This window comes from Staphylococcus sp. AS1337 (assembly GCF_051408735.1).
GTDB lineage: Bacteria > Bacillota > Bacilli > Staphylococcales > Staphylococcaceae > Staphylococcus > Staphylococcus xylosus_B.
Window position 1 is genome coordinate 115,968 of the sequence record NZ_JBOIHZ010000003.1, and the last position, 15,858, is coordinate 131,825.

General features: G+C 33.1%; 13 protein-coding genes. 4 read left to right on the top strand and 9 right to left on the bottom strand.

The window, feature by feature from the left end:
- Positions 1–101: 101 nt before the first annotated feature.
- Both ACSUE0_RS06085 and ACSUE0_RS06090 read right to left on the bottom strand, forming a co-directional pair.
- Complete coding sequence (locus ACSUE0_RS06085) at positions 102–392, bottom strand: putative quinol monooxygenase (RefSeq protein ID WP_107554305.1); 291 nt, start codon at positions 390–392, stop codon at positions 102–104.
- 68 nt (positions 393–460) lie between these two features.
- Positions 461–1,738, bottom strand: coding sequence for an MFS transporter (locus tag ACSUE0_RS06090; protein WP_119614280.1), 1,278 nt, complete (start codon positions 1,736–1,738; stop codon positions 461–463).
- Positions 1,739–1,982: 244 nt separating this feature from the next.
- On the opposite strand from ACSUE0_RS06090, the gene ACSUE0_RS06095 reads away from it, so the two are divergent.
- On the top strand, positions 1,983–2,591 hold the full coding sequence (locus ACSUE0_RS06095) for a DedA family protein (protein WP_119614281.1): 609 nt from the start codon (positions 1,983–1,985) through the stop codon (positions 2,589–2,591).
- Between the two features lie 296 nt (positions 2,592–2,887).
- On the opposite strand, the gene putP is transcribed toward ACSUE0_RS06095, so the two are convergent.
- Positions 2,888–4,438, bottom strand: coding sequence for a sodium/proline symporter PutP (gene putP / locus ACSUE0_RS06100; protein ID WP_119614282.1), 1,551 nt, complete (start codon positions 4,436–4,438; stop codon positions 2,888–2,890).
- A gap of 502 nt (positions 4,439–4,940) precedes the next feature.
- On the opposite strand from putP, the gene ACSUE0_RS06105 reads away from it, so the two are divergent.
- Positions 4,941–6,893 carry a fructose-1,6-bisphosphatase gene (locus ACSUE0_RS06105; RefSeq protein ID WP_436956538.1) on the top strand — a complete coding sequence of 651 codons (1,953 nt, stop codon included), beginning with the start codon at positions 4,941–4,943 and terminating at the stop codon, positions 6,891–6,893.
- A 164-nt stretch (positions 6,894–7,057) separates the two neighbouring features.
- Here ACSUE0_RS06105 and ACSUE0_RS06110 read toward each other — a convergent pair whose 3' ends face one another.
- Positions 7,058–8,857 (bottom strand): cation:proton antiporter, encoded by a 1,800-nt coding sequence (locus tag ACSUE0_RS06110; protein WP_436956540.1) that lies wholly within the window; start codon positions 8,855–8,857, stop codon positions 7,058–7,060.
- Between the two features lie 306 nt (positions 8,858–9,163).
- Between ACSUE0_RS06110 and ACSUE0_RS06115 the strand changes: the two genes are divergently transcribed.
- Together ACSUE0_RS06115 and ACSUE0_RS06120 are read left to right on the top strand one after the other, a co-directional pair.
- Positions 9,164–10,213, top strand: coding sequence for a YkvI family membrane protein (locus ACSUE0_RS06115; RefSeq protein WP_119613323.1), 1,050 nt, complete (start codon positions 9,164–9,166; stop codon positions 10,211–10,213).
- Between the two features lie 246 nt (positions 10,214–10,459).
- Complete coding sequence (locus ACSUE0_RS06120; protein ID WP_436956542.1) at positions 10,460–11,875, top strand: anion permease; 1,416 nt, start codon at positions 10,460–10,462, stop codon at positions 11,873–11,875.
- A gap of 58 nt (positions 11,876–11,933) precedes the next feature.
- Here ACSUE0_RS06120 and ACSUE0_RS06125 read toward each other — a convergent pair whose 3' ends face one another.
- The 5 genes from ACSUE0_RS06125 to ACSUE0_RS06145 all read right to left on the bottom strand — a co-directional run bounded on the left by ACSUE0_RS06125 (position 11,934) and on the right by ACSUE0_RS06145 (position 15,697).
- Positions 11,934–12,491, bottom strand: a complete 558-nt coding sequence (locus ACSUE0_RS06125; RefSeq protein WP_119613321.1) for a cysteine hydrolase family protein — start codon at positions 12,489–12,491, stop codon at positions 11,934–11,936.
- A 144-nt stretch (positions 12,492–12,635) separates the two neighbouring features.
- Complete coding sequence (gene mhqD, locus ACSUE0_RS06130) at positions 12,636–13,229, bottom strand: methylhydroquinone degradation carboxylesterase MhqD (protein WP_119613320.1); 594 nt, start codon at positions 13,227–13,229, stop codon at positions 12,636–12,638.
- 30 nt (positions 13,230–13,259) lie between these two features.
- Positions 13,260–14,159 (bottom strand): VOC family protein, encoded by a 900-nt coding sequence (locus tag ACSUE0_RS06135; RefSeq protein WP_119613319.1) that lies wholly within the window; start codon positions 14,157–14,159, stop codon positions 13,260–13,262.
- 80 nt (positions 14,160–14,239) lie between these two features.
- A complete protein-coding gene (gene mhqE, locus ACSUE0_RS06140; RefSeq protein ID WP_436956545.1) occupies positions 14,240–15,196 on the bottom strand; it encodes a ring-cleaving dioxygenase MhqE in 957 nt (318 codons plus the stop codon).
- A gap of 69 nt (positions 15,197–15,265) precedes the next feature.
- Positions 15,266–15,697, bottom strand: a complete 432-nt coding sequence (locus tag ACSUE0_RS06145) for a MarR family winged helix-turn-helix transcriptional regulator (RefSeq protein ID WP_119613317.1) — start codon at positions 15,695–15,697, stop codon at positions 15,266–15,268.
- Between the last annotated feature and the right edge of the window lie 161 nt (positions 15,698–15,858).

The window sequence follows — 15,858 nt, forward strand, 5'->3', positions numbered from 1 at the left end:
TGCTTAGCTTTCCCAAGATAAAGAAAATGGGATAGAGATCAAAATTCAATTTTGATCTCTATCCCACTCTCTTATTAATTCAATACATTTCAAATAATTATTTATGTTGTTTGATCTTGAGAAACGCTAATATCTGGTTTTTCAACTAAATATTGACTTACTTCAGCAAAGAATGCTTTAAAGTGATCAGAATTGTTATGTGCTTCAACAGCTGCTTCATCTTTGTAACGTTCGATAAAGGCAAAAGTATTAGGTTCGTCTGTTTGTTCAAAATGTTTATAAAATAATGAACCTTCCTCAGTGCTAGCACCTTCAAGTAATGGTTTTACTAATTCTAAATAACCTTCTCTTTTAGCTGGGTCAATTTTCATTATTGCATTAATAGTAATCATATTTTTCTCCTCCTCATAAGTATAATTATTATACTAGGGGATAATCAAAAAGCACAAATAATTAAACTTTATAAATTTTCTTTTTCTATAATTAAAGGTTGATCGGGTTTTACAAAGAACCACATAATAATCGCAAACACTACTGGGATAATTACTAATTCTAATGTCATTGTCCAACCCACAATGTCAACCATCATACCTGCCAATAATGGACTTAATAATGCACCAATATTCCCCCACAGATTCATCCATCCGGATACAGAACCAGAGAAATTACGTCCTAAATCCGTCGCTGCTGCCCAACTCATTCCTGTGGCAATGCCAATACCTCCGAGACATAATGATAGCCAAAATACATTAACTACTAGATTGTCTGTTTGTAATGACATAAATAGTGAGATACAGAATACTAAGAAACCAATAATAGCAATTGATGCACGTGCCACAAAACGAGATTTACCACTTTGTAACAGTTTATCTGAAACTGCTCCTCCACAAAGTATAAGTAAGAACATTGCTATCCAAGGAGCTCCTGCTGCCCAAGCCATATCAGGATCAGTAAGTTTCACTTTATACTGTTCCGTAAGATATGTAGGTAACCAAATTAAAAATAACGAAACTACAAACTGTACTACAAAATATTGTGCTGCTATCGCATAAAAACTAAAGCGCGTGAAAAAGATATTCCATGGTGCATTCGATTTTTCTGTCTTTATAACATCTCTATTTTCAATAATATAATTTTTCTCTGCTTCATTTACCATCTTGTGTTGTTCTGGTAAATCTTTTGCAATTACCATCCATAATATAGCGATAACAAAACCTACCGCCCCAAATATATAAAATACCGCTTGCCAACCAAACATATTTACAATTGCTATCGTTACTACTGGAGCAATTACAGGCCCAAAGTATGAACCAGCAAGCAACGCACTAGACGCACGCCCTTTTTCACCTTTTGCAAACCAGTTTGTATTAAATACAGCATTAGAAGGATACATTGGCGCTTCTCCTACACCGAATAAGAAACGTACGGCGTAAAGCATACCATGATTTTTTACAATACCTGTTAAAACCGTAAAAGCGCTCCACCAAACAAGTGCAATAGTTAATAATTTTTTTGACCCAAATTTTTCAGCCAAAAATCCAGATGGCACTTGCATTAATGCATAGCCTAATGAGAAGAATGATGCTAATAAACCGAATTGTGTTTTATTTAAGTTTAAGTCTTCCATCATCGGTCCTGCAATTATAGATATATTGGAACGGTCCATATAAGCAATTACTCCGATAATAAAAAATGCTATTGCAAAATACCATCTAATATTTGTTCTTTTTTCTTTCATTTCTCTCCAACTTTCTCCCTTTAGTAACCAGTCATCATATGACCTATTGTTTTAAACGATATTACCACAATATGAAATCGCTTACAATAACTTTTTTACTTTTTACATGATTATATGAAACCAATCACAATATCATACTTGAGCCCTATGTATGTTCCGTAGACAATTTAGTATTTTAGATTATACTTGAAGATGTACAAAAAAATTAACAAAGTTTGATTTTAAAGGAGCCAATCATAGAGCTATGGAACAAATACTTACCGACTTTATTAGCACATGGGGCTATGCTGCCATTGCAATATTAATATTATTTGAAAATATATTACCTTTCATACCTTCTGAAATTATTTTAACTTTTGCAGGACTAATGTCTGTTAAATCAGGATTATCTATACTCATTCTTTTTACAATTTCAACGATTGCATCATTGATAGGTTTACTTGTCCTCTATTATATAAGTAGACTTGTTTCTGAAACGCGTTTATATCGTTTCGTTGATAAATATGGCAAATGGATTAAATTAAAAGGCAAAGATGTTGAACGTGCAAACGATTGGTTTAAAAAATATGGTGCCATTGCAGTGTTCATCTGTCGCTTTATACCAGTTTTACGTGTACTGATTACTATCCCAGCAGGAATCAATCGTATGAATGTTCTAGTTTTTACAATTCTTTCATTAATTGGTACAACCATTTGGAATTTCGCTTTAATTTATTTAGGTAAATTATTGAGTGGTAGTTGGGATGTATTAATGAATGGTTTACATACCTATTCGTATATTATGTATGTCGTTATTATTTTAGCGGTGATTTTTGTCTTTTATAGACTTTTCAAAAAAGACCGTGTCCAATAAGAATGCGTTTGCTTAGCCTAATAAATTAACAGGCCAATTTAACTCACTTGAAATTCAATAAAATAAAATTTACGCTCTTGTCGCAATAATAAAATCATTGTGATAAGAGCGTTTTTATACTTATATCTTCTATTTCCATAACGTTATCAATGTTTGACGTAAAAAAGGCTAACTTCCCCCTTTGAAGTTAGCCTTTCACGATCTATATAAAATTTCTCCCTTATTAAATAACACTATAATGTTGCGCTGAACAAGTGAATATCAGCCATAATTTAAACCCCTTTTTAAATTATGATTCACTCTTGTTCATCTTTATTTTTAACAATTCGACGTACATCAGCTAAATCAGTCGCTACATCAATTTGTGGTTCTTTAGTCAATTTACTGACTATGAATGTAACAATCAAACTTGTTAAAAAGCCAGGTATGATTTCATATAAATTAAAGAAATCGTTTATATCTCCTAGTGGTTTAACAAATGCAATCCATAGTATAACTACGATTGCACCCGACAACATACCGCTGATAGCGCCGGTACGACTTAAACCCTTCCAATATAACGACAAGAGCACTAGTGGTCCAAAGGCTGCACCAAAACCTGCCCAAGCATTACCTACAAGATTTAATATCGTATCATTAGGCGACCATGCAATACATATAGATATAATTGCAACTACTATAACTGATATACGCCCAACCAATACAAATTCTTTTTGATGTTCTTTAGCGGCTTCTTCACCACGAAACAACTTATAAAAGTCTTCTGTTAATGAGCTTGATGTCACTAACAATTGCGAAGAAATCGTGCTCATAATAGCAGCTAAAATGGCCGCAAGTAAAAACCCGCCAACAAGTGGATGGAACAATATTTGCCCCATTAAAATAAATAACGTTTCAGGATCTTTTAATTCAACCCCACTGCTATTAACAAAAGTGATACCTACCAGTCCAACACCCACTGCACCAAGTAAGCTAATCGCCATCCAACCTATACCAAAACGTCTTGCTGTCGGTAACTGTTTGATAGATTTAATAGACATAAAACGAACAATTATATGTGGTTGACCAAAATAACCTAACCCCCAAGCAAAGAAAGAAATAATACCTATAAACGTTGTTCCTTTAAATAAATCTAAATTTGTAGGTTTTAATTCTGCCGCTTGTGATATAGTATCTAGACCACTTAATTGCAGCATCGCTACTATCGGAACCATCACCATAGCAATAATCATAACAACCCCTTGGAAAAAATCTGTTAATGATACTGCTAAGTAACCTCCGAAGAACGTATATGCAATAACTATAATTGCCACTAATAACATACCAAAGTGATAATTCAATCCAAAGGCACTTTCAAACAAAACTCCTCCTGAAACCATTCCAGAGTGAGTGTAAAGAGTAAAGAATACAACGATAATCCCACCTGCAATTATTTTAATCAGATTTGATTTATCATCCACTCTATTTTTAAAGAAATCTGGTAGTGTAATTGCATCTCCAGCCTTTTCCGTATAAACACGAAGACGAGGTGCTACAACTACATAGTTTATGTATGCGCCAATTGTTAAGCCTATGGCTAACCATGCTGCAGATAATCCAGTTGAATACACTTCTCCTGGTAATCCCATAATCATCCAACCACTCATGTCAGACGCCCCTGCAGACAATGCCGTTACATATGGACCAATATTTCTTCCACCTAACATATATTCACTTACGTTGCTCGTAGATTGTTTAAATCCATAGTACCCTATGCCTAATAAAACAATAAAATAAACACTCAGCATAATATATGTTTGCCAATTTGGATCTACTTGACTCGATAACGATGTCCCCAATGTAAACATGAAACAAACTCCTCCCCTTATAATTTTGTTACATGCATATATTATACAAAAATAATTATTAAATTAAACAATAAATCGCAAATTTTTTGTTAATATATATATATATAGACCTAATAACAAGCTTTAAACACTGGTATAAAAAGGTTTTAGCGCCTACAAATTATAATTGTACAATTACACTTTTATGACAAAAATACCTCTATTAGCATTCATATAAATGTATGTTTATCACAACATTTATATAAATATCAAAAATACTATATTTGAGTAACATAAACAACTTTCACTTCAAATCCGCCTTTTAAATCTTCATATTAAAAATTTTTTTGACACTAAGTTATACACTCAATCCATATCTTCGAATTTAATTAAAATTCATAATATAATAAGTAGTAGACAAAAGATTGTATTTTAATGCTACAATAAGAAACATATAATGGAAGCGTTTTACTAATTTGTATTTTATACTTTAGAAATTTATTCAACTGGAGTGACATAAATAATGCATAATTCAACAGACAAGAGTGTAAAAGAAAGATTTTTAGATTTACTTTCTGAACAATTTGATACTAAAGAAGCGCTCGCAACTGAAATCATCAATTTAGAATCTATTTTGGAACTTCCAAAAGGGACAGAGCACTTTGTTAGTGATTTGCACGGAGAATTCCATGCCTTTCAACATGTTTTACGCAATGGTTCAGGGAATGTTCGTTCAAAGATTAATGACATTTTCCAAGATACGCTAACGCGTAAAGAAATTAATGAGTTTTCTGCTTTAGTTTATTATCCTGAAGAAAAATTACAACTCATAAAAAATAGTTTTAGTTCAAAATCAGAATTAAATGAATGGTATATCACGACCATTAACCGTCTAATTAAACTAATTACTTATGCATCATCAAAATATACACGTACAAAACTACGTAAATCTTTACCTGAAAATTATGTTTTTATTGTGGAAGAATTATTATATAAAAGTAATAAATATAATAATAAACACTCATACTATGAAACATTAATCAAACAAATTATAGAATTAGAACAATCAGATGATTTAATTATTGGACTATCTTTTACAGTACAACATCTAGTGGTGAATCACTTACATGTTGTAGGAGATATCTATGATCGTGGACCTGAACCAGATAAAATTATGGAAACACTCATAGATTATCCTTCTGTAGATATTCAATGGGGTAATCATGACGTACTATGGATTGGAGCATATGCTGGGTCTAAGGTTTGTCTTGCAAACTTACTTAGAATTTGTGCACGTTACGACAATTTGGATATTATTGAAGATGCATATGGCATCAATTTACGACCGTTATTAACACTTGCCGACAAATATTATGATGGTTCAAATCCAGCTTTCCGTCCTAAAAATGCTGAAGGTTTATCCGAGCTAGAGTTAGAACAAATCACTAAACTCCATCAAGCCATAGCTATTATTCAATTTAAATTAGAAGCACCAATTATCAAACGTCGCCCTACATTTGAAATGGAAGAACGTTTAGTATTAGAAAAAATTAACTATGAAAAAAATGAAGCAACACTTTACGGAAAAACATACCCATTAGAACACACTTGTTTTCAAACAGTTGATCCTAATGCCCCCAATAAATTAACTGATGAAGAAGCAGATGTAATCGATAAATTATTGTTATCAGTTCAACAATCCGAAAAACTAAAACGTCACATGACTTTCCTTATGCAAAAAGGAAAACTTTACTTACCTTACAATGGAAACTTACTTATCCATGGTTGTATTCCCGTCGATGAACAAGGCGAAATGGAATCAATGGTTATTGATGGAGTGAAATGTTATGGCAGAGATTTATTAGACCATTTCGAAGAATATGTACGAATAGCTTTTGACCATAAAGATATCGAAGATGATTTAGCTACAGATTTAGTTTGGTATTTATGGACTGGTAAATATTCTTCACTATTTGGCAAACGTGCAATGACTACATTTGAACGCTATTTCATCAAAGATAAAACAGCTCATAAAGAAACTAAAAATCCTTATTATTATTTACGTGAAGATGTAGATATGTGTAAAAAAATGCTAAAAGATTTCGGTTTAGATCCCGAACAAGGTCATATTATCAATGGTCATACACCAGTGAAAGAAATTGATGGGGAAGACCCCATAAAAGCTGATGGTAAGATGATTGTCATTGATGGCGGATTCTCAAAAGCTTATCAATCAACGACAGGTATTGCAGGATATACTCTGCTTTATAATTCATTTGGTATGCAGCTCGTGGCCCATCAACACTTTAACTCTAAAAAGCACGTATTGCTTAACGGCGCTGATGAACTCTCAATTCGCCGTGTCGTAGATAAAGAATTACAACGTAAAAAAATTCGTGATACAAATACTGGTCATGAAATTCAAGCGCAGATTGATATCTTAAAAGAATTAATGCATGATCGTTTTGTAAACTAGTGACACCCGCAAAGACAAATCTATAAAATAATCCGAGGCATAAAGCTATGTCTCGGATTTTCTATGAATATAAGAAGCATCTATGAAAACAAAAAACTATCGACAAAGATGAATCCTTTGTCGATAGTTTAGGCTGAGAACACATTCTCACTCTTTTTAACTTCTTATATATTTTGATGTAAGTAAGCGTCTTTTAAATAACCTATTACTCCTTCCTCAGCGTCAGAGATAAACTGATTACTACGCTTAAATGTTACTACACTATTATTATCTATATGATAGAGTACCATATCATTTTTAGTTAATTGATTTTGTTTTTTTGCTGGTATTTCTAAAATATTGTGTTCACATATAAAACGATTAAACCAACGGGACGTGAAATTCCAATCAAAAAGAATATGATTTCTAATCGGACCATCTACGTTACTACGATCATGTTCATCGCTAAACGATACTGGCATCATATCTACATGCTTCAAACCAAATTCTGGAACTAACTCATTAAAAGCTAAGCTATTAAATATAAAGGATTGTGTCATCAATATACATTTATTATATCGTGTCATATCTGCATATATTCGGTCATTGCTTGATAATAAGTTTCCATCAAAAACTTCAAAACCTAATTCTTTTGAACGTTGTGTTGTATTACTATATAAATTAAATGTCATAACCGGTATGTTATGGCTTCTTAATTTTGCTCCAAGATGAAAAGAAAATTCACTTTCCCCTACTATAATAATGCCAGGAGGTTCAGTACTAGAAATTCGCATAATCTTACTTAATGGTAAAAAGCTAAAGCCATATATGACAACGGTAATAAATACTAAGCCAAAAGTAACTGGCGTTATATATTCTGCCATCGGTGTCCCTTTTTCAATGAATAAACCACCGAAAAATTGCGCTACCGTTAATACAACTATACCTCTAGGTGCCATCATTGATACCATCGCTCTCTCTCGTTTAGATATCTCAGTGTTTACTGTAGATAAGAGGATAGAAATTGGTCTTACTAAGATAATCATAATGGCACAAAAAATAAATAGTTTCCAAGACATGACACTTTTTAATACTTCTAACGTTAATGAAGAAGTGATTAATATAAATACAGTGGAAATCATTATCGATGATGTATTTTCAATAAAATGATCTGATTCCTTAAAGATTAAATCGTGTCTCTTCATACGCGCCATCATTAGACCAAATATCGTAACTGCTAATAGGCCTGATTCCGGTAAAATCTCATCACATATTGAAAAAATTAATAAGATAAAGATTAATTGTATCGGCGGCATCAAATTTTGTGGAATAAGATCTTTTTTAATTAACCACATAAATAAGTACGAAGCACCAAACCCAATAGCAATTGCAATGAATAAACTTATAATAAATCTAGCTATTAACTGCAAATCAAATCCTTGTTCTATAATTTGAAAAATATAAAATGCACCTAAAGCAAGCATTGGTCCGATAGGGTCAAGTATAATACTTTCCCATCTTAGTATTGAATCAACACGCTTTTTAACTTTCGCTTGTTTTAATAATGGTTGAATCACAGTCGGCCCTGTGATTAAAAATAAGCCACCTAACACTAACGAAATAGATAGTGAAAAACCAATAATATAATGTAGTGTGACTGTCCCAAGTATCCAAGCAATAATTGCACCTATCGTGATAATTCGTATAACCGCTTTTGAAATCCCTTTAATTTCACGAAAATCTAAATTACTACTTCCCTCAAATAGGATAATTGCCACCGCTAATGAAACTAAGGGACTAAATACTTCTTCCCCCAAACTTTCTTGCGGATTAATCAAGCCAAATACTGGTCCTACAAGTAATCCAACTATGGCCATAACTACGATAGATGGCCATTTAATTCTATTCGCAAACCATTGACTAAAAATACCCAATGCCAAAAATATAACAATGAGTAATGTTAACGGTAAATTTAATAATGACACATGACTCACACTCTCCCGATTTTTATATTTATTACCCGGTATTTTTATGTAAATTAGCTACTAAATTAAAGCATAAAATAAAGCAATAAGAAGACATATTATCAAAAATTTTATATTAACGCACTAAAAATGTTTTCTTTTATTTATTGCTTAAGTCTTCTCTCAAAAGTTCACTCTATATACACAATTGTATTCAGTATATAAACTTTAGTGTTTAATTTTACCTTATTTTCATATAAAATGATTCACTGTGATACTTTTCTACAAAATTTTACAATCTAAAACAATGAAAGGATTTCAACTTCTATGACAAACTTGAAGGAAATTATTATTGTCGCTTTTGCATTTGTAGGTGTTGTTGTGGGTGCTGGATTTGCAACTGGACAAGAAATTTTTCAGTTTTTTACAAGTAATGGCAATTTTAGTGTTTATGGTGTGTTGATTACAGGATTCATCATTACAATTGGCGGTGTTTTTGTACTACAAACTGGTTATCGCTTACGCTCTCATAATCATACTGAACCAATTAAACACTATTTACCGCGTCCTATCGCAACAGTATTTGATATTATTTTGACTTTATTTTTATTTGCACTAGCTATGATAATGACCGCTGGTGGCGCATCAACAATTCACGAAAGTACAGGGATGCCTTATTTATTTAGTTCATTAATTTTAGTTCTTGTTATCTTACTAACACTATTCTTAAAATTTGATCGTCTTATTACCGTTTTAGGTATGGTTACACCATTTTTAGTAATTATTGTTACAATCATTGCTGTTTATTACTTTTCTACAGGTCAGTTAAACTTCAATGCTGCACATCATTATGCAAATAGTGATGGTCGCTCAGATCAATGGTGGTGGTTTGATGCAATTAATTACGGCAGTCTACAAATTGCCGCTGCTTTTAGCTTTTTAACAGTTATGGGGGGCCGTCTAAAATTTGAGAAATCAACAGTTTGGGGTGGTATATTAGGTGGTATTACTATTACTTTCTTACTCTTGATGCTCAACTTAGGTATGATCACTGAATTCACACAAATTACTGGTGTTGCATTACCTTCATTGTTATTAGCAAAACAGATTTCTCCAATTATTGGAATTTTTATGTCGGTTGTAATGGTATTGGTTATTTATAATACCGTCGTTGGGCTTATGTACGCTTTCGCATCTAGATTCACTACTCCTTATACTAAAGCCTATTATCGACTTATCATTGTGATGACAATTGTTACATTTGCTACAACATTTATTGGTTTTATCGAATTAATAGGCAAAGTATTTCCAGTTATGGGTGTATTTGGTTTCATTCTATTAATACCAATCTTGACAAAAGGAATATTGCGAAAATAGACACATTTAATTTTGCATAGTCACTTTTTGCTTAATACCATGCTATAAAACCTTATTAATATTTTTCAAAAAGATCCATCTATTTAAACACCAACTTTACAATATGTATTGTCATAATTATAATTATTATGACAAATTTATAATAAATTAATAGGATAGGAAAATATATGGGCACTATAAATTATATTTTTTATTTCTAAATTACTATTTTTTTATCACAATCATACATAAAGGAAGATGATTCTAATGCACGAAGGCATTAACTACAAAAAATTTATTTTTCCTATCGTTGCAGGTATCATTATCTGGCTATTCACACCACTTAGACCAGATGGTTTAGATCCTGCTGCTTGGCACATGTTTGCTATATTTGTAGCAACAATCATTGGTTGTATTACACAACCACTACCGATAGGTGCAATTGCTATGATAGGTTTCACATTAGCTGTGTTAACTAACACAGTTAAAATCGATACTGCTGTAGCTGGGTTTGGCAATAGTAGTATTTGGTTAATTGCAATGGCCTTTTTCATTTCTAGAGGCTTTGTGAAAACTGGTTTGGGACGACGTATTGCATTGCAATTCGTTAAATTGTTCGGTAAAAAAACGCTTGGTTTAGGTTATTCACTTATCGGTGTAGATTTAATCCTTGCACCTGCCACGCCAAGTAATACTGCTAGAGCAGGTGGTATTATGTTTCCTATTATCAATGCACTATCCCGTTCATTTGGTTCAAAACCAGAAGACGGTACGCAACGTAAAATGGGTGCTTTTCTTATCTTCACAGAATTTCATGGTAACTTAATTACTGCAGCTATGTTTTTAACTGCTATGGCTGGTAACCCACTTGCACAATCACTTGCAAAACATCAAGGTGTCGACATCACTTGGATGCACTGGTTCTTGGCAGCGTTAGTCCCAGGTATTATTTCGTTAATACTAGTACCACTTATAATTTACAAAATGTACCCACCAGAAATTAAAGAAACACCAAATGCCAAGTCATGGGCACAAAATGAACTTACTGATATGGGCATCATGGCTAAAAGTGAAAAATTCATGATTGCAATCTTTATTATTGCACTTGGTCTTTGGGTTCTAGGCAGTACGTTAAATATTAATGCCACTTTAACTGCCTTTATCGCATTATCGCTATTACTCATTACAGGTGTTCTCACTTGGAATGATGTCCTTAAAGAGACTGGTGCCTGGAATACATTAGTTTGGTTTTCAATCCTAGTGATGATGGCGAATCAACTCAATGAACTCGGCTTTATTCCTTGGTTAAGTGAATCGATATCAGGTAGTTTAGGCGGATTAAGTTGGCCAATCGTTTTAATTATTTTGATACTCTTTTATTTCTATTCACATTATTTATTTGCGAGTTCAACAGCGCACGTTAGTGCCATGTACTCAGCTTTACTCGGTGTAGCTATCGCTACGGGAGCACCACCATTATATAGTGCATTGATGTTAGGTTTCTTCGGGAATTTAATGGCTTCTACAACACACTATAGTAGCGGTCCAGCTCCCATCCTATATTCAGCTGGATATGTTTCACAAAATCGTTGGTGGACTATGAATGCAATACTTGCCTTCTTCTATTTTATAGTATGGTTAGGTGTTGGATCATTGTGGATGAAACTCATCGGCCTTATGTAATATATAACCCCAAGCTATGTTAAATACATTAAACATAGCTTGGGGATTTTTAATTAATTTATTTACTTATCCATAAATCTGTGGTCATTATGTCAGCATATCTTGTTAAAATTTTATTGAGTAAAAATTGATGTTTTTCTTCATCTTGGTCGGTTATAGCATCTGATAATATAGTCAGTTTATAATCCTTATCTGCCGCTTCAGTGGCCGTAGATAGTATAACACCACTAGTACTTACACCAGTTAAGACAAGATGTTCTACTTGTAACCCACGCAATAATACTTCTAAATTACTGCCTGTAAATGCACTTAACCTATGTTTTGTAACGAGTGGTTCATGTGCTTGGCGTCCTAATGCGTCAAGAATTTGTGTCTCTTCATCTACTTTATTCATCCGTATGCCGTTAGCTTTCATTTGTGCAAACATTTTATTATTAGGTGATACCTCTAAAAAGTCGCCTGTAAACGCAACGCGAATAAAAATAACCGGTATATTTTGCTGACGAGCAAAATTGATTGCTTGTTTATTAAAATGTATAACACTTTCTTTCTGTTTTAATCCATTCACTATTCCGTTTTGCATATCCATGACAATAAGCGCTTTGTTATTTCCCATTTATCAATTCCACCTTTTTTATTCTATTGGGTGTTCAACAAACATTATAAATGATTCTATAATTACTTACTCAAATTGAACTCATACAAAATAAGCCACCGAACATCATACTTCACTAATGTATGATATCGATGGCTTATTGTTTTATTGATCTAATAATGATTGTCCTGCTGCTACACCTGCTTGTGTTAATTCATGACTATTGACCCAAACTTGCTCTACTTGAGCACCACGACTTTCGAAGATATTAATTACATTTTCACTAGCTTCTACAGGAACAATTGGATCATATTGTCCCATTGAAAGCAATACATTCATGTTACTTAAATCTTTGTTATCAACAAGATCTACTGGATATAATGGCGCATACAATAAAGCTTTTTCAAAAGATGTGTCGGGGTGTAAAATCATACTGATTGCAATGTTTGAGCCGTTTGAAAACCCAACAGGTATTGCTTTTGATAAGTCAAAACTATAGCGTTGTGCCGCTTCTTTTAAAAATGAGATTAATCTATTAGTGCGATATTCTAAATCTTCTAAATCGTATTTTCCTTCTCCAAGTCTTTTGAAGAAACGATTCATACCATTTTCAGAAATTTCACCTCTGATACTGAGAACATTGTATTTAGGGTTAAGTGCTTGAGCTAAAGGTAATAAATCATTTTCGTCCCCACCAGTACCGTGTAATAAAATAAACGTTGGTGCGTTTGTTTCACCTTCTCTAAAAATATGTTCCATAAATTTTCATCTCCTTTTTCATTATTAATGTTAAACGCGTATCTGTGGTAATAAACGTAATAACTCTTCTCTTCTATCTTCATACTGTGACGGCAATACTAACTTTTGACCTAACTGCTCAAAAGGTTCGTCTATCGTAAACCCAGGACCTTCTGTTGCAAATTCAAAGATAATACCACCATGTTCTTTCATGTAAATTGCATTAAAATAGCTACGATCTTTAACTTCTGTTACGTGATAACCTTTATTACTCATATACGCTTGCCAATCAAGATGTGCTTGATTTGTAGGAACTGACCATGCAATGTGATGTACAACACCAACTCCCCAACGAACGTTTGTGTCAGCAATTTGTTTTTTCACTATAACATGATGACGCCACTCACCTTGTGTTTCAATATGAATATATGCTTCATCTTCGCCCGTTTTAACCAGACCCATATCAGTTGTTAAAGTTTTTACTGTCTCTTGTGGATTTGAAGATAATAGTGTGACACCATGAAAACCAATAATGGCTTGTTGGTCTCTTTGCACTTTATCATCTTCTACTAATGCTAGCGGCAAACCGTGTATATCTTCAAACTCTAACGTTTTAGATTCAAATAATTGCGTAGTCATCGTTTTTATTTGATTCATTTCTAAATGTTGTGTCCAAGCCTCTATAGATCCTTTTGGTACTCTGAAAGCAATACGTTCTACTTGGCCGTTCCCAATATGTCCTTTATGAGTATTTGGCCAGTTGAAGAAAGTAATGATTGTGCCATTATCTACTGAATCATTCGCAAAATATAAATGATAAGTCGAAGGATCATCATAATTTACTGTTTTCTTGATTAGTTTCAAGTTTAATATATCTCTATAAAATTTTATATTTTCTTCGGGATTACCTACAATTGCTGAAATATGATGGATATGTTGAATTACTTCCATATCGTTTCCTCCTAACTTTCTAATTGTTTAATTATTACATTTCAATATTGCTTGATTGTTATTAATTATGACTTAAATAGTTATCTTCTAGTGTCAAATGGACGTATTTCTGATTCAATATACTCACGTTGCGATTCTAAAAATGGTGGTAGCGCTAAACTTTCACCTAATGTTTCATAAGGCTCATCATCCATAAATCCAGGGCCATCTGTTGATACTTCTATTAAAATATGACCAATGCGTGCATATAGTGCCTCGAAGTAAAATCTATCGACTAAACCTGAATTACCTATACCCGCTGCTTTATATTTTTCTAACCACTGTTCAATTGCTTCATGATCTTTCAATCTAAATGATACGTGGTGTACTTCACCATAACCTTGTCTCGCTTCAGGACCTTCAGTATCTTTTCTTAAAATAACTTGGCCGCCGTTACCACCTTCGCCAACTTCTAAAATTGCTACATCTTCTTCTACAATAACTGCTTTCATACCATAAATTTCTTCTAAAACTTTTTTGAAGTCATCAAAATAACTTACAGTAATTTCAATTGGTCCTAAACCATAAATCGCTTTATCACTTGGTACTGGAGCATTTTTCCATGGTTTACCAGGTGCAACGCCTTCATTATCCTCATCAGATACAAGTTGATAACTTTGTCCGTCTTCTTCTTCAAATGGCAATACTTTTGTGCCAAATAATTCTTGTATACCTTCATGTTGCACTCCGAAATCATTAAAACGTTGTTCATAGTATTCAAGAGCCGCGTCATTAGGTACTCTGAATGATGGACGTGTAATTGAGTTTGTGCCAGGTGCCCCCTTAGGTACATTAGGAAAATCAAAGAATGTCATATCTGTACCTGGAGAACCTTCATCATCCGCAAAAAATGTGTGATAAGTGTATATGTCGTCTTGGTTAACTGTTTTCTTAACAAGTCTCATGCCTAAGACTTCAGTGAAAAATTTATAGTTTCTTTCAGCGTCATCTGTCATAGCTGTTACGTGGTGGATTCCCAATAATTGATTATTTGTCATAGTAAAACTCCTCTTTATAATTTTATCTCGATTTCGAAGTAATTTAATTTAAAATTTTAAGTGCTACTACTATTCTATAGGTTGAGCACTTAGTTTTTTTAAAGCTTGTTGCAATACAGTTATTTCGTCATTAGTTAAAACTGAAAATGTTGATTCTAATGTTGAAGCATGATCAGGAAAAATTTCATCCATTATTGCATAGCCTTTTTCAGTTAACGATGCGTTCGTCACACGTTTATCTTGTTCATCCCGTTGTCTACTGACGCATCCCTTTTCTTCAAGTTTATCCACAACATAGGTAATACTACTGCTTGCAATAAGTACTCTATTACCAATACGCTGTATCGGTTGGTCGCCTTTGTTATAAAGTAATTCCATAACTGCAAATTCAGTTACGTTTAAGCCATGCCTTTGGACATCCTTTCTAACAATCTTCATTAAATGATCTACCGTTCTATTTAAACCAACAAACGAATTTAAAGATTCTTTCGTACGATCCATAGGATTCACCAGCTTCCTGAATTTTATTTCGAATTCGAGATAAATTATAACCCCTCTTCTTTAACTAGTCAACATTTAAGTATAAAAATTATACTGATACATTCTGAACAACCTCTAGTAAGCTGTTCTGGCTCTAATTTTATAGTTAACTACAACAATTT

Excerpts from the sequence above, each read along its gene's own strand:
- ACSUE0_RS06095 (WP_119614281.1), top strand. The coding sequence starts at position 1,983 with ATGGAACAAATACTTACCGACTTTATTAGCACATGGGGCTATGCTGCC.
- ACSUE0_RS06120 (WP_436956542.1), top strand. The coding sequence starts at position 10,460 with ATGCACGAAGGCATTAACTACAAAAAATTTATTTTTCCTATCGTTGCA.
- ACSUE0_RS06145 (WP_119613317.1), bottom strand. The coding sequence starts at position 15,697 with ATGGATCGTACGAAAGAATCTTTAAATTCGTTTGTTGGTTTAAATAGA.
- ACSUE0_RS06115 (WP_119613323.1), top strand. The coding sequence starts at position 9,164 with ATGACAAACTTGAAGGAAATTATTATTGTCGCTTTTGCATTTGTAGGT.
- ACSUE0_RS06125 (WP_119613321.1), bottom strand. The coding sequence starts at position 12,491 with ATGGGAAATAACAAAGCGCTTATTGTCATGGATATGCAAAACGGAATA.
- ACSUE0_RS06085 (WP_107554305.1), bottom strand. The coding sequence starts at position 392 with ATGATTACTATTAATGCAATAATGAAAATTGACCCAGCTAAAAGAGAA.
- putP (WP_119614282.1), bottom strand. The coding sequence starts at position 4,438 with ATGTTTACATTGGGGACATCGTTATCGAGTCAAGTAGATCCAAATTGG.
- ACSUE0_RS06135 (WP_119613319.1), bottom strand. The coding sequence starts at position 14,159 with ATGGAAGTAATTCAACATATCCATCATATTTCAGCAATTGTAGGTAAT.
- ACSUE0_RS06090 (WP_119614280.1), bottom strand. The coding sequence starts at position 1,738 with ATGAAAGAAAAAAGAACAAATATTAGATGGTATTTTGCAATAGCATTT.
- ACSUE0_RS06105 (WP_436956538.1), top strand. The coding sequence starts at position 4,941 with ATGCATAATTCAACAGACAAGAGTGTAAAAGAAAGATTTTTAGATTTA.
- mhqE (WP_436956545.1), bottom strand. The coding sequence starts at position 15,196 with ATGACAAATAATCAATTATTGGGAATCCACCACGTAACAGCTATGACA.
- mhqD (WP_119613320.1), bottom strand. The coding sequence starts at position 13,229 with ATGGAACATATTTTTAGAGAAGGTGAAACAAACGCACCAACGTTTATT.